The 25,994-nt window shown below is 63.3% G+C and carries 30 protein-coding genes and 1 tRNA gene; 15 read left to right on the forward strand and 16 right to left on the reverse strand.

The genetic code is table 11. From position 1 onward, the window contains the following. Positions 1-9: 9 nt before the first annotated feature. The 11 genes from AC2FLM_RS03345 to AC2FLM_RS03395 form a co-directional block, all read right to left on the reverse strand. Positions 10-780 carry a PD-(D/E)XK nuclease family protein gene (locus AC2FLM_RS03345; protein WP_496855560.1) on the reverse strand — a complete coding sequence of 257 codons (771 nt, stop codon included), beginning with the start codon at positions 778-780 and terminating at the stop codon, positions 10-12. Then, positions 777-1,202: a DUF6511 domain-containing protein gene (locus tag AC2FLM_RS03350; RefSeq protein WP_496855562.1), complete on the reverse strand. Its 426-nt coding sequence runs from the start codon at positions 1,200-1,202 to the stop codon at positions 777-779. Before AC2FLM_RS03350 ends, AC2FLM_RS03345 begins: the two co-directional genes overlap by 4 nt. Next, a complete protein-coding gene (locus tag AC2FLM_RS03355; protein WP_496855564.1) occupies positions 1,199-2,896 on the reverse strand; it encodes a DEAD/DEAH box helicase in 1,698 nt (565 codons plus the stop codon). Before AC2FLM_RS03355 ends, AC2FLM_RS03350 begins: the two co-directional genes overlap by 4 nt. Before the next feature lie 11 nt (positions 2,897-2,907). Continuing rightward, the gene (locus AC2FLM_RS03360; protein WP_496855566.1) at positions 2,908-3,576 is read right to left on the reverse strand and encodes a hypothetical protein; all 669 of its coding nucleotides are present in this window, start codon (positions 3,574-3,576) and stop codon (positions 2,908-2,910) included. Positions 3,577-3,589: 13 nt separating this feature from the next. Beyond that, complete coding sequence (locus AC2FLM_RS03365; protein WP_496855568.1) at positions 3,590-4,483, reverse strand: ATP-binding protein; 894 nt, start codon at positions 4,481-4,483, stop codon at positions 3,590-3,592. Continuing rightward, a complete protein-coding gene (locus AC2FLM_RS03370) occupies positions 4,480-4,959 on the reverse strand; it encodes a hypothetical protein (protein WP_496855570.1) in 480 nt (159 codons plus the stop codon). The genes AC2FLM_RS03365 and AC2FLM_RS03370 overlap by 4 nt, the downstream gene beginning before the upstream one ends. Continuing rightward, positions 4,952-5,650, reverse strand: coding sequence for a hypothetical protein (locus AC2FLM_RS03375; RefSeq protein ID WP_496855572.1), 699 nt, complete (start codon positions 5,648-5,650; stop codon positions 4,952-4,954). Before AC2FLM_RS03375 ends, AC2FLM_RS03370 begins: the two co-directional genes overlap by 8 nt. A 65-nt stretch (positions 5,651-5,715) precedes the next feature. Beyond that, entirely contained in the window at positions 5,716-6,204 is a 489-nt protein-coding gene (locus tag AC2FLM_RS03380; protein WP_496855574.1) for a hypothetical protein, read from the reverse strand. A gap of 44 nt (positions 6,205-6,248) precedes the next feature. After that, positions 6,249-6,605: a hypothetical protein gene (locus AC2FLM_RS03385; protein WP_496855576.1), complete on the reverse strand. Its 357-nt coding sequence runs from the start codon at positions 6,603-6,605 to the stop codon at positions 6,249-6,251. Continuing rightward, positions 6,599-6,895, reverse strand: coding sequence for a helix-turn-helix transcriptional regulator (locus AC2FLM_RS03390; protein WP_496855578.1), 297 nt, complete (start codon positions 6,893-6,895; stop codon positions 6,599-6,601). The genes AC2FLM_RS03385 and AC2FLM_RS03390 overlap by 7 nt, the downstream gene beginning before the upstream one ends. Positions 6,896-7,173: 278 nt before the next feature. Further along, positions 7,174-7,863: a hypothetical protein gene (locus AC2FLM_RS03395; RefSeq protein WP_496855580.1), complete on the reverse strand. Its 690-nt coding sequence runs from the start codon at positions 7,861-7,863 to the stop codon at positions 7,174-7,176. 108 nt (positions 7,864-7,971) lie between these two features. On the opposite strand from AC2FLM_RS03395, the gene AC2FLM_RS03400 reads away from it, so the two are divergent. Further along, positions 7,972-8,649, forward strand: coding sequence for an XRE family transcriptional regulator (locus AC2FLM_RS03400; RefSeq protein WP_496855582.1), 678 nt, complete (start codon positions 7,972-7,974; stop codon positions 8,647-8,649). Positions 8,650-8,722: 73 nt separating this feature from the next. Continuing rightward, complete coding sequence (locus tag AC2FLM_RS03405) at positions 8,723-9,427, forward strand: DUF1194 domain-containing protein (protein ID WP_496855584.1); 705 nt, start codon at positions 8,723-8,725, stop codon at positions 9,425-9,427. A gap of 49 nt (positions 9,428-9,476) precedes the next feature. On the opposite strand, the gene AC2FLM_RS03410 is transcribed toward AC2FLM_RS03405, so the two are convergent. Together AC2FLM_RS03410 and AC2FLM_RS03415 are read right to left on the reverse strand one after the other, a co-directional pair. Further along, on the reverse strand, positions 9,477-10,085 hold the full coding sequence (locus tag AC2FLM_RS03410; protein ID WP_496855586.1) for a ferric reductase-like transmembrane domain-containing protein: 609 nt from the start codon (positions 10,083-10,085) through the stop codon (positions 9,477-9,479). A gap of 19 nt (positions 10,086-10,104) precedes the next feature. Then, positions 10,105-10,593, reverse strand: a complete 489-nt coding sequence (locus tag AC2FLM_RS03415; RefSeq protein WP_496855588.1) for a peptidase associated/transthyretin-like domain-containing protein — start codon at positions 10,591-10,593, stop codon at positions 10,105-10,107. Positions 10,594-11,038: 445 nt separating this feature from the next. Between AC2FLM_RS03415 and AC2FLM_RS03420 the strand changes: the two genes are divergently transcribed. The 5 genes from AC2FLM_RS03420 to AC2FLM_RS03440 all read left to right on the forward strand — a co-directional run bounded on the left by AC2FLM_RS03420 (position 11,039) and on the right by AC2FLM_RS03440 (position 14,455). Then, positions 11,039-11,491 carry a DUF2924 domain-containing protein gene (locus AC2FLM_RS03420; protein ID WP_496855590.1) on the forward strand — a complete coding sequence of 151 codons (453 nt, stop codon included), beginning with the start codon at positions 11,039-11,041 and terminating at the stop codon, positions 11,489-11,491. Next, the gene (locus AC2FLM_RS03425; RefSeq protein ID WP_496855592.1) at positions 11,488-12,795 is read left to right on the forward strand and encodes a recombinase family protein; all 1,308 of its coding nucleotides are present in this window, start codon (positions 11,488-11,490) and stop codon (positions 12,793-12,795) included. Before AC2FLM_RS03420 ends, AC2FLM_RS03425 begins: the two co-directional genes overlap by 4 nt. Then, the gene (locus tag AC2FLM_RS03430) at positions 12,792-13,184 is read left to right on the forward strand and encodes a hypothetical protein (protein WP_496855594.1); all 393 of its coding nucleotides are present in this window, start codon (positions 12,792-12,794) and stop codon (positions 13,182-13,184) included. The genes AC2FLM_RS03425 and AC2FLM_RS03430 overlap by 4 nt, the downstream gene beginning before the upstream one ends. A gap of 183 nt (positions 13,185-13,367) precedes the next feature. Then, on the forward strand, positions 13,368-13,979 hold the full coding sequence (locus AC2FLM_RS03435) for an ankyrin repeat domain-containing protein (RefSeq protein ID WP_496855596.1): 612 nt from the start codon (positions 13,368-13,370) through the stop codon (positions 13,977-13,979). Continuing rightward, positions 13,976-14,455, forward strand: a complete 480-nt coding sequence (locus AC2FLM_RS03440) for a YHS domain-containing (seleno)protein (protein ID WP_176828217.1) — start codon at positions 13,976-13,978, stop codon at positions 14,453-14,455. Before AC2FLM_RS03435 ends, AC2FLM_RS03440 begins: the two co-directional genes overlap by 4 nt. A 19-nt stretch (positions 14,456-14,474) precedes the next feature. Here AC2FLM_RS03440 and AC2FLM_RS03445 read toward each other — a convergent pair whose 3' ends face one another. Next, positions 14,475-16,679, reverse strand: a complete 2,205-nt coding sequence (locus AC2FLM_RS03445) for an adenylate/guanylate cyclase domain-containing protein (protein WP_093037787.1) — start codon at positions 16,677-16,679, stop codon at positions 14,475-14,477. Positions 16,680-17,224: 545 nt separating this feature from the next. Next, a tRNA-Ser gene (locus tag AC2FLM_RS03450) sits at positions 17,225-17,314 on the reverse strand. 207 nt (positions 17,315-17,521) lie between these two features. Between AC2FLM_RS03450 and AC2FLM_RS03455 the strand changes: the two genes are divergently transcribed. The 8 genes from AC2FLM_RS03455 (at position 17,522) to AC2FLM_RS03490 (ending at position 24,680) form a co-directional block, all read left to right on the forward strand. Continuing rightward, positions 17,522-18,403 (forward strand): SPOR domain-containing protein, encoded by an 882-nt coding sequence (locus AC2FLM_RS03455; RefSeq protein ID WP_234169480.1) that lies wholly within the window; start codon positions 17,522-17,524, stop codon positions 18,401-18,403. 17 nt (positions 18,404-18,420) lie between these two features. Continuing rightward, positions 18,421-19,587 carry a D-alanyl-D-alanine carboxypeptidase family protein gene (locus tag AC2FLM_RS03460; RefSeq protein ID WP_496855599.1) on the forward strand — a complete coding sequence of 389 codons (1,167 nt, stop codon included), beginning with the start codon at positions 18,421-18,423 and terminating at the stop codon, positions 19,585-19,587. Continuing rightward, entirely contained in the window at positions 19,584-20,219 is a 636-nt protein-coding gene (gene tmk, locus AC2FLM_RS03465; protein ID WP_496855601.1) for a dTMP kinase, read from the forward strand. The genes AC2FLM_RS03460 and tmk overlap by 4 nt, the downstream gene beginning before the upstream one ends. Continuing rightward, positions 20,216-21,337, forward strand: coding sequence for a DNA polymerase III subunit delta' (locus AC2FLM_RS03470; RefSeq protein ID WP_496855603.1), 1,122 nt, complete (start codon positions 20,216-20,218; stop codon positions 21,335-21,337). Before tmk ends, AC2FLM_RS03470 begins: the two co-directional genes overlap by 4 nt. After that, entirely contained in the window at positions 21,334-22,149 is an 816-nt protein-coding gene (locus AC2FLM_RS03475; protein WP_496855605.1) for a TatD family hydrolase, read from the forward strand. Before AC2FLM_RS03470 ends, AC2FLM_RS03475 begins: the two co-directional genes overlap by 4 nt. Continuing rightward, positions 22,146-22,946: an MBL fold metallo-hydrolase gene (locus AC2FLM_RS03480; protein ID WP_496855607.1), complete on the forward strand. Its 801-nt coding sequence runs from the start codon at positions 22,146-22,148 to the stop codon at positions 22,944-22,946. The genes AC2FLM_RS03475 and AC2FLM_RS03480 overlap by 4 nt, the downstream gene beginning before the upstream one ends. 61 nt (positions 22,947-23,007) lie before the next feature. Continuing rightward, the gene (locus AC2FLM_RS03485) at positions 23,008-23,940 is read left to right on the forward strand and encodes an AEC family transporter (RefSeq protein WP_496855609.1); all 933 of its coding nucleotides are present in this window, start codon (positions 23,008-23,010) and stop codon (positions 23,938-23,940) included. A 41-nt stretch (positions 23,941-23,981) separates the two neighbouring features. After that, positions 23,982-24,680 (forward strand): CbiX/SirB N-terminal domain-containing protein, encoded by a 699-nt coding sequence (locus AC2FLM_RS03490; RefSeq protein ID WP_496855611.1) that lies wholly within the window; start codon positions 23,982-23,984, stop codon positions 24,678-24,680. 2 nt (positions 24,681-24,682) lie between these two features. On the opposite strand, the gene AC2FLM_RS03495 is transcribed toward AC2FLM_RS03490, so the two are convergent. Then, the gene (locus AC2FLM_RS03495; RefSeq protein ID WP_496855613.1) at positions 24,683-25,963 is read right to left on the reverse strand and encodes a peptidoglycan-binding domain-containing protein; all 1,281 of its coding nucleotides are present in this window, start codon (positions 25,961-25,963) and stop codon (positions 24,683-24,685) included. Between the last annotated feature and the right edge of the window lie 31 nt (positions 25,964-25,994).

Below are 25,994 nucleotides of genomic sequence, written 5' to 3' on the forward strand. Positions count from 1 at the left end.
GGACGTCGGTCATGTGGGCAGGCTCCAACAGCGCTCGGCCCAGGAGCAGAACCGGCATTCGAAGAAGTCGGGATTGGCCGCGACCCGTGGCAGCAACTCGCCCGCGTCGGTCGCCTGCAGGATCCGCACGCCCCGGTCGGACATGCGCTGCGCAAGATCGGCGTCGAAGGCGACCTGCTCATGGTGCAGTTCGGCCGTGTCCTTGTTGATCGCGGTGAAGAGCGCCGGGTTCGCGGAAATCCCCGGCACCTGCGCCTCCATGTAAGCCTGATAGACGGCGATCTGGGCGGCGTAGACCGGCTTCGATTTGGTCACACCGTCCTTGACGCAGGCGCGCCAGTTCTTGGCGTTCATGGTCTTGCATTCCCAGAGCGCGGGAACGGCGAGACCGAACCCCTCAGGCCCGGCGGCGATGATGCCATCGACATGACCGCGGATGCGCCCGCCTGCGACCGAGAAGCCAAACTGACAGCCTTCGGGGCGGTTGCCCTTGCGGGTGTAGAGATCGAACCCCGCCTGGCGAAGCCAGGCCACAGCGAGGTCCTCGAGCGCATGGTCGATCGCGAAGATGCGCAGCGACTTACCCGAGAAGTCCTTGCCGTCGTCCTTCGGCGTCGCCGTGAACTCGAACTGCAAAGCGCGCTCACAGGCATGACCAAGACGGGAACCCCCGAGATAGTCGCGGGGCGTTCGGGTAGCGTTTTCGGATGTCAGCGCATTATCGACGGCGTCGTTCACGCAGTCCGCGAAGCTGGGAGTGCGGTTGTAATTGAGGGTCAAAACGGCACCTCCTGAGATTTGGCGATGCGCGCCATTTCCGCGCCGTAACCCTCGAGAATTTCCTCAATCAGCGCCGTCACATCGGTCTCAGAGAGATCGCAAAGACGCTTCTGCCAGCCGATACCCTCCATGGTCTGGCCGAGGCGCTTCATCACCAGCGCGATCGCAAGCCGCTCTTCCTCGGTCATGCCGATCATGATCCGTCCTTTCTTGAAACGTGTGGCGTAGAACCCTTGGCAGGGCATGGAGCAGAACCAGCGGTAGTCCCGTGGGCGCCGCTTGTTGGGGCCGAAGAAGCCGAACCCCTGTGCCGGGCGCAGGCAGATCGCGCAGGGCTGAAACCGCGGATGCCAAAGGCGGAGGCGATCCGCGCAATCAGCAGCCAGCGGGGCTGTGGGCGTGGATGATGCGACATGGATCACGCGGCCTCCCGTACGGTGGGGCCCGCACTCAGGATCAACTCCCGGATCGCCCGCTTGTTGAACCCGAAGGTCATGAGCGCCGAGGCCTTGTAGCGGGTGAGGCCAAAGTCACTGCGCGCGGCGGGCGTGAGGTACTGCAGCTGCTTTTCGGTGGCGGGCTGGTTCAGCCAGCCGCGCGTCTTGAAGGCGCTTTCGTCGGTCTCGTGGGTGTTCAGCCAGTCGTCAGCCTGAGCGAGGCAAATGGCGCGTTCACCGACGCCGAGGAGATGGGGCGTCTCACCTTTGCCACCACCAACTGCATACCAGAGGCCCTCCATCCAGAAGATGCCACCCCAGGCCGTGAAGCCCGTGGCCATCAGCGCATCCTCGGACCCGAAGAGATCAACCCATTCGAAGCTCGAGCGCTTCAAGAGGTCGATTTCCGTCATGACGAAGCCAGACAATGCCCCGCCAAGTGCGCTCTCGCGGGTTTCAGCTTCATCCTCTTCGTCGACTAGCACTTCGCCGCAGATCGGACATTCCCGGCAGCCCAGCGGAATTTCGGCGTCGCACCCCGGGCAGGTCTTTGTCGGGGCGGCGCCGGTTCCAGCGCTGCCGTCGAGATCGACATCCTGTTCCAGCGTGCCATGGGTCAGGCTCGAGGTACCGAAGTCGAGAACGATGCAGTCGGTTTTCACAACGCCGGGGAACTCGGTGGGATCGACGGTCCGCAAGCCCCGGCCCACCATCTGGATCATGGTCGATTTGTAGGAACTGGGGCGCAGCAGCACGACGCAGGAGGTGGGCGGATGGTCCCAGCCTTCCGTGAGCACCGCCACGTTGGTGATGACGCGGATTTCGCCGCGGGCGAAGGCGGCAAGGATATTGCGCCGTTCCTCTCCGGGCAGATCGCCATGGATCAGGCCAGCGGGGATGCCGGCCGCATTGAAGGCTTCGGCCACATGGGCTGCATGCGCCACGGTCGAGCAGAACACGACTGTCGGGCGGCCTGCCGCCTTTTCTTGCCAGTGGCGGATCACCTCCTCGGTGATCGGCGCGCGGTCCATGATTTCGGCCACTTCCGCCATGTCGAAATCCGACACGGTCTTGCGCACGGCTTTGAGCTTGTCCTGCACGCCCACGTCGATGACAAAGGTGCGCGGCGGCACCAGGTGCCCGGAGGCAATCAACTCGCCAAGCCTGACCTGATCCGCGACATTGTCAAAGACCGCCCGCAGGCCCTTCCTGTCGCCCCGGTTTGGCGTGGCCGTCACCCCGAATATCCGGGCATCGGGATTGATATCGCGCACCCGGCCGATGACGCGCCGATAGCTGTCGGCCACCGCGTGATGGGCCTCATCGATGACCAGGAGGTCCAGCTTCGGCATGGCGGCGAGATTGCCCTCGCGCGCCAGTGTCGGCACCATGGCAAAGGTGACCTGACCGCCCCAGGACTTGGTCGTCGCGTCCAGCACCGAGGTTGTGATCGCGGGGTTCACCCGGCCGAACTTCTCACGGTTCTGCGCCGTCAGCTCATCGCGATGGGCCAGCACGCAGGCCTTGGCGTCACTGTTGCAGATGCTTTCGCCAGTGACCGCCGACAGCATGATCGTTTTGCCCGCCCCCGTCGGGGCGATGCCGAGCGTGTTGGCTCGGGTGGCGAGCGCAGCAAGGCTGCGCTCGACGAAGAGTTTCTGGCGGGGACGCAAGCGCATGGGGCTTGGCCTCACTCAGCCCAGCTCGGGCGGCCGGTAAATCCGGGCGCCGGCGCGTGTTGCGGCTGATGCGGCTGATGCGGCTGTGCCTGTTGCACGGGCACGCCATAGTTGGGCGTCGAGGGGGCATGACCCGGCTGGACGTGGGGCTGAGCATGGGAGGGGGCGGAGGCCATGGGGGCCGATCCCCCCATGATCCGGGCGTATTCCTTGTGATCGGGCGTCACCGCATTGCGGATCTCGTTCTTCTCGTCCCCATTGGTGTCGGTGCCGATATCGATCCGCGCGACAAATTCCAGACCATCGAGATCGGCAAAGCCGTTGATGCGCCGTGCCGCCTGCGCTTCGGGAGATTTGTCCTTGTCCGAGAGCCCACGCGACGAGTTCAGGATGCCCCGGATGAGGCTGCGCCCCATGTTGGCCCAGTCCGGGCCTTTCGGGCTGTAGAGCCCGATCATCGACCAGATCTTGCGCTTGGCATATTGACCTTCGAGCACGGTGTATTCGGCATCGAGGAACACCGCCCCGGTGCCACCGCGCTTCGCATAGCCGCCGGTCCAGCCCTGGGAGGCATCGTCAAATCCGCCCGGACGGATGGTCAGGCGCACCTTGGCCAGCGTGCCCTTCGGGATGACATTGGCATTCGACTGCGCGTCGTTGAAATCGTTCCAGAGAGACATGGCTCGGGTCCTTTCAGTTGGAGGAAGCGTTGGGGGTGTCCGCCGTCGCAGCGGGCGGCCTCGGAAGCTGGGGCGGCTGATAGGTCAGGCGGCGCTCGGCGGGCACAAGCGGGCCGCGGATCTTGTCCATCAGCTGGCCAAGGTGCGGCGGCTCGATCATATCGAGGCGGCCGGACCGGTCCTTGGCAGGGTAGCCCCAGGGGTTCAGGGTCTGGCACACGAAGCCGCGTTGCAGCTGATCACCGTCGCCCTTGATCTCGGCCATTGTAATGACCTGATCGACGATCCCCGGCAGTTCGAGACCGGTCTTGGAGCCATCGATCTGGGGGACGAAGACCTTGCGATTGAAGTCATCAAGCTTCTCGTCGAGGATGCCGACAAACCAGATGTTCTTGCCGCGGGTGTGCTGCAGATGCGTCAGCCACGCGATCATCTCGCGCCCATGCAGCCCATAGGCCCCGCGCACGTCAGGCTTGCCGGTTTTTTCCGAATGCGCCTCGGGCTGGCCCTTGCACCATTGAAAGCAGAGCCGCCCGGCCACGGTGATCGAGTCGATGAACACCGTGTCGTATCTGTTGAGCGCAGCAGGATCGCCGAACTTCTTGCAAACGGCGGCATAATGGGCGGCGCTGTACACCTGATCGTCGCGCAGCGCCGGGTTCGGCCCGCCGATGAACACCGCGAAGTCCCGGCATTCCGTCCAGGTGCGCGGCCGAATTGCGTCGATTGCCAGACCCTCGATGGCCAGATCACCGGCTTCGAGGTCGAAGAACAGCGTGGTGGAGTTCCGCAGTGTCCAGAGAAGGCTGGTTTTGCCAATCCCCGAGCGGCCAAAGATCACGCCCTTGATGCCGCGGGATTCCGCCATGCGCTGATCGGCGGTGATGATGGGGAGCGCGCCAGTCATGACTGCACCTCGCCGTTGGCGTCGGAAGTGCAGGCGGTACCAGTGACAGCGGTATATAGCGCATCGAGCCGGTCGGCTTCGGCGAGACATTCGCGGCCCTTGCGGCGCATGAACTGGCGCGCGTCATTGAGCAGATCGGGGTCTTCGATCAGGTCCGGGACCACGACGTATTCCTCCGCGCTTTCGACGAAGTAGGACTTCGAGCGCAGGTCGCTCACGAGAGGCGCAAAGGCATCGCAGCGGTCAGCGAAATCCGTCTGGGTCAGCCCATCACACCGGTTGCGCAGGATCCGTTTCACTTCGGAAATGATCCCGGTGCGCAGCATGCGCATCGCGCCTTCCGCCCGTGCCTGCGCGCAGGTCAGCGGGAAGGCCGCGCCCATGATGTCGTCGGCTATTTTCGGGGCATTGTTGCCGAGTTGGGAGGCCACCTCCCAGACGCGTTCGGCAAAGGCTGCTGACTGGCTGTCAAGCATCGAACCACTCCTTGATTTTGGTGAAAGCTTTCGACCCCGCCGCGATGGCAGCGATGTCGAGATGGTGAAACTGGCTGCCCTGGGCCTCGTTCATGCCCTCGCGGGCCAAGGCGAGCGTGTCGTCCGAGGCCCATTCGGCGAAGGCGCGGAACGTACCGGTGACATGCTGCCAGGCGGCCTGCTGCGGCGTCGGCGGGACATAGAGCGGGTTCCGGCGACTTGGTTTGCGCTCAGGGCGCATTCCCCGCATGGCAGCATCGACCACCATCTTGCGCAGCGCGGCCCGGCTCGGCTCTTCACCACGCTCGAGTTTTTCGTCGAGCGTGCGGCGCACGATGCCCGGATCAGCAACCTCTGCGTTCCTGATCAGCCGCGCTTCATGGATTTGATCGCGGCGGAGACCGAGGTCGGCGGCGGTTGCAGGTGCGTTGTCGGCGCCAACGCAGCTCCGAGACCGGCCCGCAACCTCGCCGCGGTCCTGGGCCGCATCATATTCATCGGCCAGTCGCCGCTTGGCGGCGGCTTCGATTTCCAGCGCGTCGGCCTGCGCGCGATGGGCGGCGGCGATCAGATCATCATGCGCAGACTTGGCGTTTTTCAAACGTGCGGCCCGTTTGGCGACATCGTAGGCAAGCCCGGCAGCTTCACGGGCTTCGAGCACCTCGGCAGCCGTCTTGGCGTTGGCCAGCATGGTTGCCGCCCGGTCAATCAGTCCGGGGAGATCCGGAACACTCGATGGAATGGGAGCAGGCGCGGTCATTTCGCGGCCTCACTCGGCTCGATCGTGACCTTGAGTGCACCGACCTTCACGGTACGCGCGGGCTCGAACCCGGTACGGATCGCATCCGGCCAGGCAGTGTATTTTCGCTCGGGCACCTTGAAGCTGATGTCGACATATTCGGTCGGGTCATCCCCGGCGGCGCGAATACGCTCGACCATGGCGGCGAGGCGATCCTGATCCCATTCGACCCGCTTCGGCAGATCCGCGACGATGGTGAAATCTCCATCATCGAAGCGGACAGTGCCTGTGTCCTTCGTCAAAGCCTGCCGTTCCGCGGCTGCGCGGGCGGCGTAGCGGACGGTCAGAGCGCTGTCGAACCGGGTCTTGGCCGTCTTTACAGCCTTCAGTTGCTCGTCGATCTCTCGCTGCAGCACCGCGAGCAATTCGACCGGAAGGTCAGCTATCTCGGTCGAACTCAGTGACAAGAGATCGTCCGCCGTAGGGGCATTCTCGGGAAAGGGCATGTACGAGTCTCCAGGGGTGGCAAACAGGGATTGAAAAGTGGACATCACGCAGCCTCCGGGTCCGGCAGAAGCAACCGCGACAGCGACGCCTCCGCGCTGCGGGACCGCCGGCGGGCGATGGCGAGATAGGCGAACCGATCCGGGCCGAGGCGCACCTGCACCAGGTGGACAAGACCGGCCTCGAAGGCCCGCAGCGCCATTTGCGCGAGATCACAGAGGCTACGACGCTCTGTCTCCGGCAGCAGCGAGATCACGGGTGTGACGTCGATGCCGAGAAAGCCCCGGTGATACTCGAGGCATTCCCCGGGGCCTGCCTGGCTGATCCAGGCACAGAAGGCGATGTCGCTGAGGCGTGGTTCGGACACGGGTCGCCCGATATGGCTCGGGGTTACCATCAGCATGCCCGCGCGACCCGATGGAACGGATCGGCAGGACCGGTCGCTCTGGCCGGATCGGCGGTCAGACGCCGCGGCGCCTGCTCCACTCGAGCGACGGCCTTGCTGATCGCGACGGCGCGCTGGAGCTGGCTCTGCTCGAAGGCCTCGATATCCGGCAGCCGGTACAGCACACGACCGCCGAGCTTCAGGAAGGCCGGTCCCAGGCCGGTGTAGCGCCAGCGTTCCAAAGTGCGGTGAGAAATTCCCCAGCGCCGGGCCAGCTCCTTCTGGTTCAGACAATGCTTCTGCGGCATCGATATCTCCTCTCGTTATGCTGAGAAGAGACTGCATCAGGACAGGGTAGGACGTCGGCGGACACGTGGCAGACAAACGCGATTTCTTTTCTCTGGCAAAAACAATGCGTGTCGGCCTGAAGAGGAGACGCGTCGCCCCCGTGTCCCCCCGGCGTCGCCCTTTACGTCTGCCCTGCAGCACACACCCGAATGGTCAAAACCTGCCGCACCACGAATCAAAAAGCCCGCCTCCTCGGCGGGCAAAGATAAATGGGACAGGCTTCAGAAAGGCGGTGCGCTCAGGCCGCCTGTCGGTGCAAGAGAGCCGGCTCCAAGCGATAACTGCCGCGGCCGTCATGCTCGACGATATCGCGCCATTCCGGTTGGCGCTTGAACAGATCGCCCATTTTCAATGAACTCGATCCAGCGGCGGTCAGAGCCACCTTTCCGCGCTGCCATGGCTTGCCGGACTGACCCGCTTCGAAAAGAAATGCCAGAACCCTGGCCTGGGTCGGAGTGAAGCGATAGGTTCGGCCTTGATAGGTGAAGTTTTCGAATAGCTTAGGAGTTTCTACCGGAGCCATCAGAGACGGCATCACCTCGGCTTCGAAGCGGTGCCGTTCCTCGGAGCGGATCAGCACATCGACCCGGTTCACCACCACGAATTCCTCATCGCGCAGCAGAGATGCATAGCCGTCGGGGCGAATTACGAAATGCGCAACCTCTACCCGACCATCCCGCAAGAGCGCGATCGCATCGCGCTTGTGGAGATCCACGAGCCCGTCATAGCGGAGGTGTTCATGTGGTATCGAGAACCAGTGCCCCTCGTCGGTGGACTCATACTCGCCCACCTCCACCCAGGAGCCGACGAGGCGGAACGAGAGCCCGAGCAGATCGTTCTCCACGACATAGCGGAGATCCGCTTCGGGGAATCGCCAGATCTCGACGAGTTCGTCGAGTGTGTAATATGCCTTCCGGATAAGCCCCATTCAGATTCCAATCGCGGCACTTTTGTTTGCCTTTTGTTCCTATCTTCTTGACAGAGTCGAGGCAATCCTATTTTGTCCTAATATTATCCACAGACTGCTGGGGACAGCATGACCGCACATCATACTCTCGCCGATCGTCTGCGTGCCCGGGCGCGGCAATTGGACATCACCCCGGCGCATCTCGCCGAGAAGGCCGGCGTGAACCGATCCTTCGTCTACGACATCCTGCGCGGGCGTTCGGCGCATCCCAGCCGGGAAAAACTCGCGACAATCTCCGAACTGCTGAGCGTCGATCTCGACTGGCTGCTGCTTGGGATCGGTGAAGTGGAAGGTGTCTCTCCCTTCATCGAAAACCCTGACCAGGCATTCGTGGCCATCGCCCATGCCGGTGCCCGCCCGTCCATGGGGGGCGGCGCGGTTGTCGACGAGTTCCAGGAAGACAGTGGTCGCGCCTATCATTTCCGGCGCTCCTGGATCAAGGAGAGCCTCAAGGCCAGCCCGTCGCAGCTGCGGATGATGCATGTCGAGGGCGACAGCATGGAACCGACGCTGCGCGATGGCGATACCGTGCTGGTCGACCTGACCCGGCGGACGCCAAACCCGCCCGGCATCTTCGTGCTGGACGACGGTGTGGGGCTCGTGGCCAAGCGGCTCGAACATGTGCCGAGCAGCGATCCGCCGGCAGTGCGGATCATCTCCGACAATCGGCTCTACAGCCCTTATGAGCGGTCCTCCGAGGAAGTTCACATCGTCGGGCGGATCAGGTGGTTCGCGCGGGAGATTTGAAGGGCGGGAAGCTGAGGCTACGTACAAGCCCGTTACTGGTGGCTCGGGTTCATAGTTGTGATACCCTTCCAAAATGCGTGTCTTTTCCTGCCTGTTGACCTTCCTTTTTGCGGTCCCGGTCGCTGCACAAGACGTCGACCTTGAACTGGTTTTGCTGGCCGATGCCTCCGGATCGATCTCAGAGGAAGAAATCCGGTTTCAGAGGCAGGGATATGCCGAGGCGTTGACCGATCCACGCGTTCTTTCCGCTATCGGCAACACCGCTTACGGCGCAATCGCCGTGACCTATGTTGAATGGGCGGCAAACACTGCGGTTGTTGTCGATTGGACCAGGATTGATGGTCCCGAAAGTGCACAGGCATTTGCGGACGCGTTGATTGCACCGCCGAGACAGGCTTATGGCCGCAATGCAATCGGTACGGCCCTGCTCGATGGAAAGCGGCTGATCGAACAAAACGCGTTCGACGGATGGCGCAAGGTCATCGATTTCTCGGGCGACAGCCCCAACAGCTTTTCCGGGCCCTCCATTCAGTCTGCACGCGACGCGGTGGTCGCGGCCGGGATCACGATCAACGGGTTGCCCATCCTTTGCAGGTTCTGCGACACGCCGGCCCGCTACCCGGACCTCGGCGCCATTTATGAGGAGCAGATCATCGGCGGCCTTGGCGCCTTTGTCGTGACCGCAACCAGCGAAGCCGATCTGGCCGAGTCCATTCGGCGGAAGCTGATCCTGGAGATATCGGGGGAACTCCCGTCCCATGACGTTGCAAGCAGGTAGGTGAACGGCTTCGCCCGAGGCCAAGGCAGATGATGCCCGGGAAGAAATCTCATCGGGGTAATGAGCGTTTCGACCAGACCCCAAGGCTTGCCACGGCTTTTAGCGCCGCCGCCAGAACCAGCGCGCATAGCATCAGTTTCGATAACGGTTCCATTGTTCCCTCGATCTGCACGGCGTGGATCACCGTCGACACCACGACCAGCAGGACAAGCGACGTATGACACATACGCCAGATGCGCGGCCGCAGGCGCAACCGGCGCCGGAGCACCGCCACCAGTGCCGCGGCCATCAGCGCCCACATCGCAATGACGCCCCACGCTGAAAACGGCGTCGGCGACCGGAACAGCAGAGCGTCAACCATGTCTGGTGGGCTGGTGATCCAGAGCCCAACCACGTGGAACGCAACAGTCGCGACAAGAAGCCCCCCGATCCATTGGTGGATGCGCCGACCCCGCATCATCGACAGGCCTGGCAGATACCCCGCCGCGAGGAGCGGCTGAACCAACATCAAGGCCATCGCGGCAATACCAGCAAAGCCGGCCGCAATGTAGATCGGCTGGCGCCAGGCGAGAAGCGGGCTGGTTGCAGCCAATGCCATCGGCAAGGCAATAACAAAGGCAAGCCCCGCCCAGGTCATGTTGTTTCGTGCGCGGCTCATCCGCTTGCCTGCCCCCAGATCAGACCGGCTGAAGCACGAAATGCGCCTCCAGGCTGATATCCTTCGCGCTCCGCATGACAGGGCGAAGGAAAACCGTCTCGTAGTCGCCGCTGTCATAGGCGAGATGGCCATGAGGTTGTCCGAATGCTGGTACGATCTGCGGCATCTCCAGACGAAACACGCCGTTTGCATCCGTCAGGGTGGCGCCATGGCTATGCCAGTCGCGCTCGTGGCCCTCGGTCGTGTGTGCCCAGATCTGGATCCGCTGTCCGGCGAGCGGCATCCCGTCACCGGCGCGACGCACCGTTCCCGACATCCAGAAACCGCCACCTCCGATCCGCTCCACGATCGGAGCGCCGGGACGGTAATTGTTGGACCCACCCCGCATCGATGTCGTGGGGGCCAGACCTTTCGCCGTGGCGGGCACAAGTAAACCGGAAGCTGCGGTCACCAGGCCGGCACCGAAAGTGGCCAGCAACGTACGGCGGTTCAACAGTTTCGTTATCATCTGCCTTTTCCCGTCACACTACCGGCGGCTCGGCTGATTTCTGACGACCAAGCGCGCCTCTTTCAGAATTGTAGCGCGATTTGCGTCCGTTCCAAACCGTCAGAAGCCGCGTGTACGGCGATTTTCTGCTCGCAATTCTAATGATACCGCAGGACTGCGCTGGGTTACGTTAAGCTCTTGTTTTGTATTGTTAACGGCGAACGTTTCGATAGCGTTTTCCCATGCGAAACACGATCAACACATCGCGACTGGGGTCAAACCCACTGCCGCCCGACCGGATGACGCCAACCGAACGCCGCGCCGAGCTGTGCCGCATCTTGGCGTTGGGCCTGGTCCGGTTGCACGTCCGGCAGTCAAGCGGACAATCTGCAGGTATCGGAGACATTTCGCTACACAACTCAGCCGACCAGAGCGGTCATGCAACCACCGAGAACCGGAGAACCGCATGACTAATCACGATCCCATCCCCGCGCGCCTGGCCGCCCTGAAGACGGCAAAAACATCCGAGTTGAAGGCGCAATGGCGCGACCTGTTCGACAGCGAACCGCCGCCGTTCAACCGGCGCTACCTCGAGAGCCGCCTGGCCTATCGCATCCAGGAACTGACCTATGGCGGGTTGAAGCCTGAGACCGTTCGGCGGTTGGAACGCCTCGGGGAGGAGCTCGACGGCGGTGATCGCAAGAAGAGCAGGATGCGCGCGGACTTGATACCGATCACAGGCACTCGACTGATCCGCGAGTGGCAGGGCGTCGAGTATGTGGCAACTGTCACCGCTGACGGCTTCGAATGGCAGGGGCGGCCCTACAAGTCGCTGTCCGCCATCGCCCGCGCCATCACCGGCACCCGCTGGAACGGCTGGGTCTTCTTTGGCCTGAAAAACCACCGGAGGGGCGCATGACCAAGCCGATTATCCGGAAACTGCGCTGCGCAATCTACACGCGCAAATCCTCCGAGGAAGGGCTCGAGCAAGAGTTCAATTCGCTCCACGCCCAACGAGAGGCCTGCGAGGCCTATATCGCGAGCCAGCGCTCCGAGGGCTGGGTGCTGGTCCGCGATCAATACGACGACGGGGGCATTTCCGGCGGCACGCTGGAGCGGCCCGGTATCAAGCGTCTGATGGAAGATATCGAGGATGGGCTCGTCGACGTGGTCGTGGTCTACAAGATCGACCGCCTCAGCCGCTCGCTGGCGGATTTCGCAAAGCTTGTCGAGGTGTTCGACAGGAATGGGGTCACCTTCGTTTCGGTGACCCAGTCCTTCAATACGACCACATCGATGGGGCGGCTGACGCTGAACATCCTGCTCAGCTTCGCCCAGTTCGAACGCGAGGTCACGGCCGAGCGCATTCGCGACAAGGTCGCCGCCAGCCGCAAGAAGGGCATGTGGATGGGCGGCGTGCCGCCCTACGGCTATTGCGTCGAGAACCGGAAGCTGGTGGTCGACGACGAGCACGCGGCGCATGTTCGCTGGATCTTCGACCGGTTCCTCGAGATCGGCTCGGGCACGGAACTGGCGCGCGAGGTCGCGAAGCGCGGTATCCGCACGCCCAAGGGCAACCGGATCGACAAGAAGTACCTATACCGGATGCTGAACAACCGCGCCTACATCGGCGAGGCGGTCCACAAGGGCGACAGCTATCCCGGCGAGCACGACGCCATCATCGATCCCGAGATTTGGGTCCGCGTCCACGCCATCCTGCAGGAGAGCCCCCGCAAGCGCGCCGCCCGCACCCGCGCCGAGACGCCCGCGCTGCTGAAGGGCCTGCTGTTCGGACCCGACGGCGCGGCATTCTCGCCGACCCACACCCGCAAGGGCGCCAGGCTCTACCGATACTATGTCAGCCAGACGGTGCTGAAACATGGCGCCGGGTCGTGTCCGGTCGGCCGCGTGCCCGCTGGCGAGATCGAGGCGGCCGTCATAGACCAGCTGCGCGCCGTGTTCCGACAGCCAGAGATCGTTGCGGGCACATGGAAAGCCGCGCGCGCCCACGCCAACGACATCAGCGAGGCCGACGCTCGCAGCGCCCTGCAGCAACTCGACCCGCTGTGGGACGAACTGTTCCCAGCCGAGCAGGCGCGCATTGTGGCCCTATCGGTCGAACGGGTCGAGATCGGCAGCAGCGGTCTCAAGGTCCGCCTGCGCATAGACGGGCTGGCGGCACTGGCGCGCGAAATCACCGCCGATGTAGGTGCAGTCGCATGATCCGCGCCACGCCCATCCCCGACACAGTCACCATCCATGTCCCGTTCCGCGTCGTGAAGCGCGGCGGGCGGAAGGAGATGCAGCTGCCAGACGGCTCTGCCCAGCCGCGCCGAACCGACAACACGCTGGTCAAGGCTCTTGCGCGCGCGTTCCGCTGGAAGCGAATGCTGGAGTCGGGTGAGTTCGCCACCATCGCCGAGCTGGCCGAGCGTGAGGGAATCGCGCCGTCCTATATGACCCGGGTAATGCGGCTCACTCTGCTCGCGCCCGACATTGTCGACGCGATCTTGGACGGGAAGCAGGGGCCAGAGGCGACGCTGGCCCAGGTGCTGGAGCCATTCCCGGGGGATTGGAGCGCTCAGCCGGAGTACTTTGGGCATATCGCTTGAAGCAGTCGTTCGTGAACGGTGCGGCGAATGGCTGGAGCGAGCCCATTCCTGAAGCCAAGCAACGCTGGTGTTCGCAGGTGCAGCAACCCACATGGCCGACCTCGTGATATGCACCGCAGCAAATAACCCGTCGTTGCGCGCAAGTGCGGCTCATTGTACTGTTCAGTCTGAGGAGTTGGATCCATGCGGTGGATTGGTGCCATCCTTGGCATGTTATTTTTGATTTTTGGGCCCGCTCAAGCGGGTCCGTTGTTCGACGCCGCAAAACAGGGAGATGCTCTGACAGTTAAGGCTCTGTTGGAAAGCGGTGCCTCGGTCGATGAGCGCGGGCCGAACAAGGCTACGCCTTTGATAGCCGCATCATTAGAGGGGCACACCGATACGGTAGCGGCTCTCATCAAGGCAGGGGCTGACGTGATGGCGCGAAACCGCAGCGGCTTCACAGCACTTCATGCAGCAGCCTTTAGCGGACATGTTGAGACAGCGCGACTGCTTCTTGCCAGTGGGGCAGATGTGAATGGGCGCATCAATAGGGCCGAAAAATCACCCATCTTCATGGCGGCTGATGAGGGCCATATCGAGATGATAAAGCTTTTGCTCGATCATAATGCGGACATCGTGACCCTCGACAACGATGGCTTTTCAGTTCTGATCCGAACGATGTTCCGTAAGCATTATGATATCGTGGGTCTGCTCAAGCAAAACGGAGCCACATGCCCCCCGCAAGACGCCTTCGGTCCGGAATTTCGTCGTCTGTGCATGGAGGCAGGCACATACGGGAAGGTCAAAATATGAGCTTTCGACTTCTGATGAGTGGCCTGTTTTTAGTAGGCATGAGTATTGCCGCGCTGGCCGATGAGCCCATCAATACTGGACCCTTCGGCGACGTTGCGATCAAGGGCTATGACACCGTTGCCTATTTCACGGAAAACCGTGCCGTTAAAGGATCAAGTGACTTCGCTTATGAGTGGCTCGGCACGCCATGGCACTTCAATAGCGCCAAGAATCGCGACCTCTTCAAGTCTGACCCAGCCAAATACGCGCCGCAATACGGTGGATATTGCGCTTTGGGTGTCGGGCTTGGAGCCAATGCGTCCGAAAACATCGACCCCGTAAATTCGTGGCGGATCATAGATGGTAAGCTTTACTTCATATCGGACCCAACCGGTGCAGAAATGCTCGACCATCCAGAGGGGGAAGCGGTGCTCGCCAAGGCGGATGCGAACTGGGAAAGCACCAAGCCGCTGGCGACTAAGGATTACTCCAACTGACGCGCACCGTGGTTGCGGATCACCCGCCCGGGCCGAAGTGAAACAGAATATGAGCGTTGACGTAACTATAGGGGAGGGCCGCCCCAGATGGTTCTTCGGCTTGTTTGTAGATCGGGCCACAAGCCGGGCGGCCAAGTGCGAGACCAGGTTGTTGGATGCATAAGGTGTCGTCCTTTACATAGGCCGATCCAGTAATAAACATAGTAGATGTTCGCATCGCCACGCTTCCGTTGTCTGATATCTGCATCAAGCCAGGGCCGCGACCTTCGAAATTTCCCTGCCACACACTCCCATCGATAAGGGCGGCAACTTCGTCCGCAGACAGTCTTTCGCGCGCACCAGGTTGAAAACCGAAGGTCCATTCTTGCACGCCAGCGTGCAACATTGCACCAATGATCCGATCGAGCTCCTCCTGACGCTGAAAATGCGCAAAAATGACCCTGTATAGTTGCGCCGAAGTATGCGGCGCAAATCTGGCGACCTCTTCTGCAGTTGCTTGCGCCTTCTGCATCTGGTCGGCCGCTGCATAGGCGGCGGCGAGGATATTGAAGTAATCCTCAATGCCTTGAGAACTGTCCTTTATTTCTTCAAGGATTTCGACAGCCCGTTGTGGATGCCCTGCAAGTATATAAGACAAGCTTGCGATCTGCCGCGCATAGCCCGGCAACAGCGGGTTGAGACGCAGCGCCTTTTCGAAATTCTCGATTGCGTCTTCATGGCGCCCGTAGAATGTCTGCGCAAAGCTCAGTGCAAGATAGGCCGAAGCTTCACCGGGAGCCTTCTCGACGGAAAGCCGCGCGGAGCGCATCGCTTCTTCATATCGTCGATCCACAGTTTGCAGTTCGCTCAACACGGCAAAAGGCATCGCAGCATCGGGATCAATTGCTAAGGCACGTCCGGCATGTTCGTAGGCGCGTTTCCGAGCGACCGGAAACGGCAGCACATCGTCGTAATTTCGGCGCATAACCAATGCCTCGGTACGCGCCTGTGATGCGAAAGCAAGTGCAAAGTTCGGATCGATTGCGGTCGCGTCCGAATAGAGACCTAACGCCTCGCGCAGCCTCGGCCGAAAGCCGCTGCGTGCGGCCTCTTCCGCCCTGAGGAACAAGTCGTATGCTTCCAGGTCTGTGGTTGGGAGACGCTCGATACGCTCCCGCTCGAAAACACTGACATCCACACCTAGTTGGTCGATGATCTCGTTTATTAGGCTGACTTCAATAGAGAAAATCTCGGCTTCGTCTCGCTCCAACCGTTCGGCCCAAAGCGTTTGCCCGCTGTTCACATCTGTCAGCCGTGCGTTGACCAGCAGCCGTGCCCCTACTTTTCGAACGCTGCCTTCGAGAACGTAGCGGACACCCAACTCGCGGCCAACGGCTCTGCTGTCAATTGTCCGGTCTCGGTAGGAAAACGCCGTATTACTGCCGATCACCATCAACCCCGCCACTTTCGAGAAATCGGTGATCAGGTCGTCCGTGAGGCCATCGGCGAGGTAACGCTCCGCTTCTGGCAGACCCAGGTTTTCAAAGGGCAAAACGATGATAGAGGGACGCGCGTCCTCTGCTGCTATCATTTCACCCTTCGCGCCGCTGAACAGGTCCATTAGGTCTTCGCGCAGAACAAAAGCGGCGCTTGGAAGAATAGCAATCACGGCCATCGCCGTGACAGCGAAGCGAACATTCAAGCGAGACCAGATCGGGTCTGTTTGGCCATTCGGGTCCGCCATCCGGAAGACGACAAGAGGCTCAGGTATGTTTTTGACCCGGTGGACACCTGCAGGCTCGAATGGTCTGCTGACCTTGCCGCGCGTATTTTCGTATACTTGGCGCGAGATGCAAATGCCTCCCGGCCTCGCAAGGGGCTCTAGGCGCGCGGCGACATTGACGCCGTCTCCGTAAATGTCGTCACCATCGATAATCAGATCGCCCAGATTGATACCGATCCGCAACTCGATTTGCTCGCCGGGATCAGTGGTGGCGTTTTTGTTGGAAACTGCCTCCTGTATCTGGATTGCGGCTTCTACAGCATCGACGACACTTGCAAATTCGGCCAGTAGCCCGTCGCCGACTAGCTTGACGACCCGTCCGCTCTTTTCCTCTATCAAACGAGTTATGATGTCTTGGCGCAAAGCGGTCAAACGTTCGAAGGTGCCCACCTCATCCTCAGCCATCATACGGCTGAAACCAACCACGTCTGCGGCAAATATGGCGGCAAGCCTGCGTTCCAAGGTCTGCCCCTCTCCTTCGAAATTGCGGGCGGTACTGCATAGCGTAACACTGAAGAAACGTGACGAAAACTGCTCTCACTTGAAATGTTTAGTTATGCCGCCGCGCGTCATTAGACGGTCCGATCGAGCAACCATTCTAATTGTCGCTGCATCAGCATAAGGCCGCAAAGTCCGCATAGTGTGAGTTCGGACATCGCAAAACGAACGGCAGCTTCACGTGAAGAACCTGTTCCGTCTTGCTTGGATGCCGCAATCACAAACGCGGCTCCGAGTACTGGCGAACATTCGATTTCTGTTCCATCTCGGCGAGCGCCACTGAGGTCGAAGTGTTCAGCTTGAGTCTTCGAAAAATTATGTAATCCCATAGTCTTACAAGAAATTCACCAAATCGATGCAGTCATCAGGTTCAGAGAATTTGGGTCTGAGAGAACGGTTTCCGGCCTATTTCAGCAGATCGAGGTGAATAGCCCATTCGCTATAACCCTCAAAAACAAAAAGAAATTCTGGCGACTCCTGAAAGCGGAGAAACATTTCGCGGGGGCAAGTGGCGGGGAGACAGGGATTCGAACCCTGGGATGGCTCTCACCATCAACGGTTTTCAAGACCGCCGCATTCGACCACTCTGCCACCTCCCCGGTCGCATTCCCTCTATGCGTTCGCCCCGGACGAGGCAAGAGGCCAGCCGGGAAAACTTGCCGAAGCCCGTGCAGCAGGCTTTCAAAGGGCGGGTCTGCGCGTTATGATCCGCCCGAAACCGGGCCGCGGCGCCCGCAGCAGCGTAATGACCGGACAACCGGCAAAGGGGCCGCACAGGCCCCGATACAGGCAAGGAAACGATCGATATGCACCGCAAGACGCCATTGTCCAGCCCACTGACCCGGTTGTCGGCCGTGGGCCTCAGCCTGTTGCTGCTTGCCGGGTGCGAAGAAGGTGCGAACCTGTCCTTTCTTCAACCCAAGGACAAGGACGCCGCCACCAGCGCCGAGACCCGCAGCACCAAACTGGTCGAACGCGATGTCGAGGCGCCCGAGGTGTTCCAGGTGACAGAGGCCGGTCTGTGGGACGGGCGGCCCTCGCTGGGTGGTGTCTGGGTGGCGCATCCCGACGTCAAGGAACCCGAGCGTGTCATCATTCGCAACGCCACCAACGACAAGTTCGTGATCGGCGCCCTGTTCCGGCGCGAGCGCGACATTCCCGGCCCGCGCATTCAGGCCTCGTCCGATGCCGCTGCCGCGCTGGGCATGCTGGCCGGTGCACCGGTGGAACTGAACGTGACCGCGCTGCGCCGCGAAGAAGTTCAGGAGGAGCCGCCGCTCGAAGAGACGCTGGCCGAGGCCGACGCGGTCGAACCGCTGCCCGAGGTGGCTGAAACCACGCTTGATCCGGTTGCCGGTGCCGCCGCAGCGATCGAGGCCGCCGCGCCCAGCCCGGCCCCGGCGGCAGCCCCCGCCCCCGCCGCACCGCCCAAACCGAAACCGCAGACCTCGTCGCTGGACAAGCCCTATATCCAGATCGGCATCTTCAGCGTCGAGGCAAATGCCAAACGCGCCGCCGACCAGATGCGCGCCGCAGGCATGGTGCCGACGATCCGGCAAGAGGCCACCAGCGGCAAGAGTTTCTGGCGGGTCGTGGTTGGCCCGGCGCAGTCGAAATCCGAACGCACGGCGCTGCTGAAACAGGTTCAGGGCACCGGTTTTTCGGACGCTTATGCAGTGAAGAACTAAGACGGGAGGGTATCCCAGTGCCGACTTTCATCCGCTCCGCCCTGCTGGCCCTGGGCCTGGCGCTCGCCGCCCTGCCCGCGCTGGCCTATGACACCTCGGCGCGCGCCGCCTATGTGCTGGATCAGAGCACCGGCACCGTCCTGCTCAACAAGAACGCCGACGAGGCGCTGCCGCCTGCGTCGATGTCGAAGCTGATGACGCTCTACGTCACCTTCGAGGCGCTGCGCGACGGACGGCTGACGCTGGACGAGCGGTTGCCGGTCTCGCAGCACGCAATGAGCTATGGCGGCTCGACCATGTTCCTCAACACCACCGACCGGGTACGGGTCGAGGACCTGCTGCGCGGCATCATCGTGCTCAGCGGCAACGACGCCTGCGCGGTGATCGCCGAGGCGCTCAGCCCCGATGGCACCGAGGCCGGGTTTGCCCGCTTCATGACCAAGCGCGCCGAGCAACTGGGCATGACCCGCTCGACATTCGCCAATTCCAACGGCTGGCCGGCGGCGGGACATCTGATGTCGGTGCATGATCTGGCGGTGCTGGCCAACCGGCTGATCACCGATTTTCCCGAGTATTATCCGCTGTTTGCCGAAACGGAATTCGCCTTTGACGGCCGCGCGCCATCGAATGTCCGCAACCGCAACCCGCTGCTCAAGCTCGATATCGGGGCAGACGGGCTCAAGACCGGGCACACCGCCGAGGCGGGCTATGGTCTGGTGGGCTCGGCCCGGCAGGGCGATCGCAGGGTGATTTTCGTGCTCACCGGCCTCGAGAGCGAAGCCCGCCGCGCAGAGGAGGCCGAAGCGATCGTGAACTGGTCCTTTCGCCACTTTGCCACCAAAACCGTTGCCCGCGCCGACGACCCGGTCGCCCGCGCCGAGGTCTGGATGGGAGCAAAACAATCGGTAGGACTGGTTCCGGCCGAGGATCTGAACCTGCTGCTGCCAGTTCTGTCCGACACCAAGGTCGCAGCCGAAGTGGTCTATGACGGTCCGATCAACGCGCCCATTGCCAAAGGCCAGCAACTGGCCGAGCTGGTGATCAAGCCCGACGACCTGCCCGAAATCCGCCGCCCTCTGGTTGCGGCCGAGGCGGTGCCGGCGGGTGGCTTTGTGGTGCGGATCAAGACCGCCGCCAACCTGCTGCTGCGCCAGCTCAACGCCGGACCGGCGGAGGCGATGTGAGCGGCACGGGGCTGTTCCTGACCTTCGAAGGCATCGACGGATCGGGCAAATCCACCCAGGCGCGGCTGCTGGCCGAAACCCTGCGCGCGGCGGGTCATGACGTGGTGCTGACGCGCGAGCCGGGCGGCTCGCCCGGGGCCGAGGAAATCCGCCGTCTGGTGCTTGAAGGCGATCCAGACCGCTGGTCGGCGGAAACCGAGATCCTGCTCTTTACCGCCGCGCGGCGCGACCATCTGGAACGCACCATCGAACCGGCGCTGGCCGCGGGCCGCGTGGTGATCTGCGACCGTTTCGCCGACAGCACCCGCATGTATCAGGGCCTGTCGCGCGGCGATCTGCGGCAGCTGGTCGATCAGTTGCACGCGCTGATGATCGGGCGCGAGCCGGACCTGACGCTGCTGATCGACATGGTTCCCGAAACCGGCCTGAGCCGCGCCAAGGGCCGACAGGGCAGCGAGGAACGGTTCGAGGATTTCGGTCCCGAGCTGCAACAGCGCATGCGCGCCGGGTTTCTCGACCTGGCGCGGGAATATGACCATCGGTTCCGCATCGTCGACGGCAATCGCGACATGGACAGCGTGGCGGCGGATGTGACCGAAATCGCGCTGCGCCACCTGAACCCAGCCCAATGAGCGACGACCTCCCCACCCCGGACCAGGCGCCCGGTGCACCGCATCCGCGCGAGACGCCCCGCCTGTTTGGCCAGGACGCCGCGGAACGGGCCTTTCTCTCCGCCTATGGCTCGGACCGGCTGCATCACGGCTGGCTGCTGACCGGGCCCGAGGGGGTGGGCAAGGCTACGCTGGCCTGGCGCATCGCACGCTTTCTGCTGGCCACGCCGCCACAGTCCGACGATGGCCTGTTCGGCGCTCCCCCGCCGCCACAGTCGCTTGACATCGACCCCGAACACCCGGTCGCGCGCCGGATGCAGGCCGGGGCCGAACCCGGGCTGGCCGTGATCACCCGCTCGATCAACGACCAAGGGCGCTTGCGCTCCGAGATCGTGGTCGAGGATATCCGCAAGCTGGGCCGCTTCTTTGGTCTCAGCTCGGCCGATGGCGGGCGTCGCGTGGTGATTGTGGACAGCGCCGACGAGATGAACACCAGCGCCGCCAACGCGCTGTTGAAGATGCTCGAGGAGCCGCCTGCGCGAACGACGCTCTTGCTGGTCTCGCACCAGCCCTCGCGCCTGTTGCCGACCATCCGCTCGCGCTGTCGCACCCTGCGCCTGACACCGCTGTCACCCGCCGACATGCAGGCGGCACTGGAACAGGCGGGCGCCGGGACCGAGGCGATGCCGGAGCATCTGGCCGCGCTCGCCTCGGGCTCGGTCGGGCGGGCGCTGCGACTGTTGAACCTAGACGGTCTGGCCCTCTATGCCGAGTTGATCGCGCTTCTGGACACGATGCCCCGGCTCGACCGCCCCCGCGCGCTGGCGCTGGCCGAGGCTGCGGCTGGGCGCGGCGCGACCGAACGGTTCGATCTTCTGCTGGGCCTTGTCGACATTGCCTTGGCCCGACTAGCACGTACCGGCGCCACCGGCACGCCCCCCCAGCCCGAGGCCGCGATGGGAGAGGCGCAGGTTCTCTCTCGCCTCGCCTCCGACCCTGACAGCGGCCGCCGCTGGGCCGACGTGGCGGCCACCATCTCGGCCCGGGCCCGTCACGGGCAGGCGGTGAACCTTGACCCCGCAGCGCTTGTCCTAGATACGGTGTTCAAGATGCAGGATACCGCCAGCTGGGGCCGATGAGCACGACCGACACCACACCCGAGATCACCGACAGCCATTGCCACCTCGACTTCCCCGATTTCGAGGGGCAGCTGTACGAGATCGTGGCCCGCGCCGCGCGGGCCGGCGTCACCCGGATGGTGACGATCTGCACCCGGCTGAAGAACGAACCCGCCGTGCGCGCCATCGCCGAGGCGCATGCGCCCGTCTTCTATGCCGCTGGCACCCACCCGATGAGCGCCGCCGAGGAACCCATGGCGACGGTCGAGGAACTGGTAGCGCTGGCCCGGCACCCGAAATTCGTCGGCATCGGCGAGACCGGGCTCGACTATCACTACACCGCCGACAGCGCCGAGGTGCAGCAGCGCTCGCTGCGCATTCACATCCGCGCGGCGCAGGAAACCGGCCTGCCGCTGATCATCCACGCCCGCGCCGCCGATGACGACATGGCCCGCATCCTGGCCGAGGAGTACCAGCGCGCGCCCTATTCCTGCGTGATGCACTGTTTCTCCTCCTCGCCCGCGCTGGCGCGGGCCGCCCTTGATCTGGGCTTCTACCTGTCGATGTCGGGCATCGCCGCATTCCCCAAAAGCCAGGATCTGCGCGATATCTTCGCCGCAGCGCCACTCGACCGTATCCTGGTCGAGACCGACGCCCCCTATCTGGCACCGCCTCCGCATCGGGGTCGGCGCAACGAGCCCGCCTACACTGCCCATACCGCACGGGTCGGGGCCGAGCTGTTCGGGCTGGATTACGCCGAATTCGCCGCCCGCACGCAGGCCAATTTCGACCGGCTGTTCACCAAGGCCGCCCGCTTCAAGGCCGCCGCATGAGCGGCGAGCTGCGCTTTACCATCCTGGGCTGCGGCTCGTCCGGGGGGGTGCCGCGCCTAGGCGGGCATTGGGGCGACTGCGACCCCGAGAACCCGCGCAACACCCGCCGCCGCTGCTCGATGCTGGTCGAGCGTGAAAGCGAGGCAGGTGTGACAACCGTACTGATCGACACCACGCCCGACATGCGCAGCCAGCTGCTGGATACCGGCACCGGTCGGCTTGACGCGGTGGTCTATACCCATTCCCATGCCGATCATGTGCACGGGATCGACGATCTGCGCATGATCGTGTTCAACATGCGCGCCCGCATCCCGGTCTGGGCCGATGGCGACACCCAGAACGCGCTGTTGTCGCGCTTCGGCTATGCCTTTGTGCAGCCCGATGGCTCGCCCTATCCGCCCATCCTGAAGATGAAGACCATCTCGGGCCCGTTCGAGATCGACGGCCCCGGTGGACCGATCGACTTTCGCCCGTTCCGGGTCGGCCATGGTTCGATCGACAGCCTGGGCTTTCGCATCCACGATCTGGCCTATCTGCCGGACGTGGCCGAGATCTATGACGAGGCCTGGGCCGAGTTGCAGGATCTCGATTGCTGGGTGCTGGACGCGCTGCGCCGGACCCCGCACCCGACGCATGCGCATCTGGACAAGTCACTGGACTGGATCGCACGCGCCGCGCCGCGCCGGGCGGTGCTGACCAACATGCATATCGATCTCGACCACGACACCGTGGCCGCCGAAACCCCCGATCACATCACCCCCGCCTATGACGGGATGGTGATCCGTTACGCGCTCTGAGGTCGCTCTGTCTGCGCGTCGCCATATGCTCCCGGCCCCGCAACAGGGGGCCGGCTGAACCATGTTTCAAGCGCTGATAGATGTTGTTCTGCCGGTTTTTCTGGTGATCGGCGCGGGATATGGCACAACGCTGGCGGGCTATTTCAAGCCTGAGCATATCGACGGGGTGATGCGGTTCACCCAGGGCTTCGCCATCCCCTGCCTGCTGTTTCGCGCCATTGCCAATCTGGATCTGAACGCGGGCTTTGACCCGGCCCTGCTGGCCAGTTTCTACATGGCGGCGTTCTTGTGTTTCGCCGCTGGCCTGCTGGGCGCGCGGTTCCTCTTTAACCGCGATTGGGAGGACAGCGTCGCCATCGGCTTTTGCTGCCTGTTTTCCAACTCGGTCCTCTTGGGCCTGGCCATCACCGAGCGCGCCTATGGCCCCGAGAACCTGGTCGGCAACTATGCCATCATCGCCATCCACTCACCCTTTTGCTATGCGCTGGGCATCACCACGATGGAGGTGATCCGCAATCGCGGGCGCGGCGGGCGCAAGATGGTGACCTCGGTCCTGAACGCCATGTTCCGCAACGTGCTGATCCTGGGGATCGCACTGGGCTTTGTCGTCAATCTCACCGGTATCTCGCTGCCCCAGATCGCAGATGACGCGCTGTCGCTGATCATCCGCGCGGCGCTGCCGGGGGCGCTGTTTGCGCTGGGAGGTGTGCTGGTACAGTACCGGCCCGAGGGCGACACCCGCGTGATCGCCTATATCTGCGCCATCTCGCTGCTGCTGCATCCCGGCCTGGTCTGGCTGTTCGGCTCGGCGCTGGCGCTGCCGCAGGACCTGTTTCGCTCAGGCGTGCTGAACGCGGCCATGGCGCCGGGGTTCAACGCCTATATCTTTGCCAATATCTATGGCCGCGCCAAACGGGTCGCCGCATCGTCGGTGCTGGTGGCGACCGCGGCTTCGATCCTGACCGTGTGGATGTGGTTGATGCTCTTGGGGTGAGTTGGGTTGACTTCGCCGTCCCGCGCCCCACAACTCGGACCATGACAGAGACAACCGCCCTGATCGTCGCCCATGGCCAGCCCTCGGACCCGGACCCGGCCGAAGCCGCGCTGACCCGTTTTGCCGCACAGGTCGCTGCATCCGCCCCCGGCCTGACCGTACATTCTGCCACCCTGGCCGCTCCGGGCCGGCTGGAGGCCACGCTGGAGAGCTTGCCCGAAACGGTGCCGATCTATCCCCTCTTCATGGCACGGGGCTGGTTCGTCACCTCGGCCCTGCCGCGCCGGTTGGGCGCGCGGGGCAATCCGATCCTCGATCCGCTGGGCATCGACCCCGACCTGCCCGCCCTGATCGCCGCGCATCTGACAACGGAGCTGGAGCAGCGCGGCTGGCCGGTGGCCGAAAGCGAGCTGGTGTTGGCTGCCCATGGATCGGGGCGCAGCCGCAACCCGAGTGCCGTGGCCCGTGGCTTTGCCGAGCACCTTCGGGCGCATCTGCCCGTGGCGCGCCTGTCCGTGGGATTTGTCGAAGAGGCGCCCTCGATCACCGAGGCCGCAAGCGGGCATGGCGCGATGTCGCTCTGCCTGCCCTTCTTTGCCTGCGCCGGTGGCCACGCCAACGAGGACGTGCCGCAGGCGCTGGAACAGGCGGGCTATGCCGGGGCGCTGTTGCCGGTTCTGGGTGACCTGCCCCCGGTTCCGGCGCTGATCGCGCGCCGGATTTCCGAGGCGGGCCGCTAGGCTCAGTTGCCGCTGGTCGAGGCCGAGAAGACCGGGATCGCAGGTGCCCCTGCAGCCGAAGTCGAGGCCTCGGTCAGCACGGCGACCCGTTCCGGCGTCTGTCCCAGCACGCCGGACCCGCTCTGCGCCGCGTTCAGTGCAAGCCGCATCCACTCACCGGCGCGTGCCATGCCGACCGGAGCGCCAAAGCCCTGACGCAACTGGTGGCTCACCACCTCGCCATAGCCAAGCTGCCCGGCCGAGGCCAACAGCGTCGCCGAGGCCAGCGCCATCTCGGCGTTGTCGGTTCGGTATCCGACACCCAGACAGATCTTGCCGCCCGAAATCAGGCTGGCCATCGGCTGACCCGAGGCCTGCAAGAAGGCCGAAGTGGCGGAAACCACCTCGGAGGGGGCCTTGGTGTCGATGCCCACCATCTGCGGCGCCATCGCCTGGGCGAGGCCATCGCATTGCTGCTCGACCTGCACGGCGGTCATGTTGGGAATCGTGACCTCGATCTGGCTTGCCTCGGTCATCGCCTGACTGCGGGCCTGGCAGAACTGTTCGTTCAATGCAAAGACCGGCTCGCGCACCTGGCCCGGACGGCTGGGACCGCCATTCGAGGTGGTCAGCAGATTGACCTCGTTGCAATGGGCGTTGATCGAAACAGGTGTGGTCTGGGCGAAGCCGAAATTGGGCAGGGCCGCACCGGTCGCCGCCCGCGCGGTCACCACCTGCGACGTCTGCGGGGCCGTTGCCGCCATATGGGTCTGGGGCTGCACCGGTTGCACGGCCTGCGGGGTCTGTATTCCCAACTGTTCATTGCGATAGGTGCGCAGCAGCCCGCCCTGCCCCTGGCTGGCCAGAATCTGATTGTACGGCGCAACATGGACGCTGGCCAACGCGCGCTGGTGCGAGGCGAGCAGGAACCCGCGCTCGTGATCGTCCAGATACCCGTCGATCGGATAGCCCATATCAGCCTGGAAATGCGAGATACCTGCCCGGCTGCGGCGGCCCAGCGAGCCATCGACGCTGCCGACATTATAGCCGAAATAGTTGAGTGCGGTCTGCACTTCGCGGTTCTGCTGGCGCTGGGCCGAGGAAACACCGGTAGACTGATAGGTCCTGCGTTGAGTCTGGGCCTGCCGCTGGCGCTGCTTGTTCTTGTGAACCTCGTTCACGATCAGACCGCCCAGCAAGGCGCCACCGATCAGCGCGGCAGCCTCGTCGGCCATGGCGCGCTGAGCCGGCACCATCACCATGCTCGCGGCTACGAAAGATGCACATAGGCGTCGCTTCATCATGTCAATGACCTTTCCTTGCTGCCATTGACCG

The sequence above is a fragment of the Ruegeria sp. SAZD011 genome (assembly GCF_059612545.1).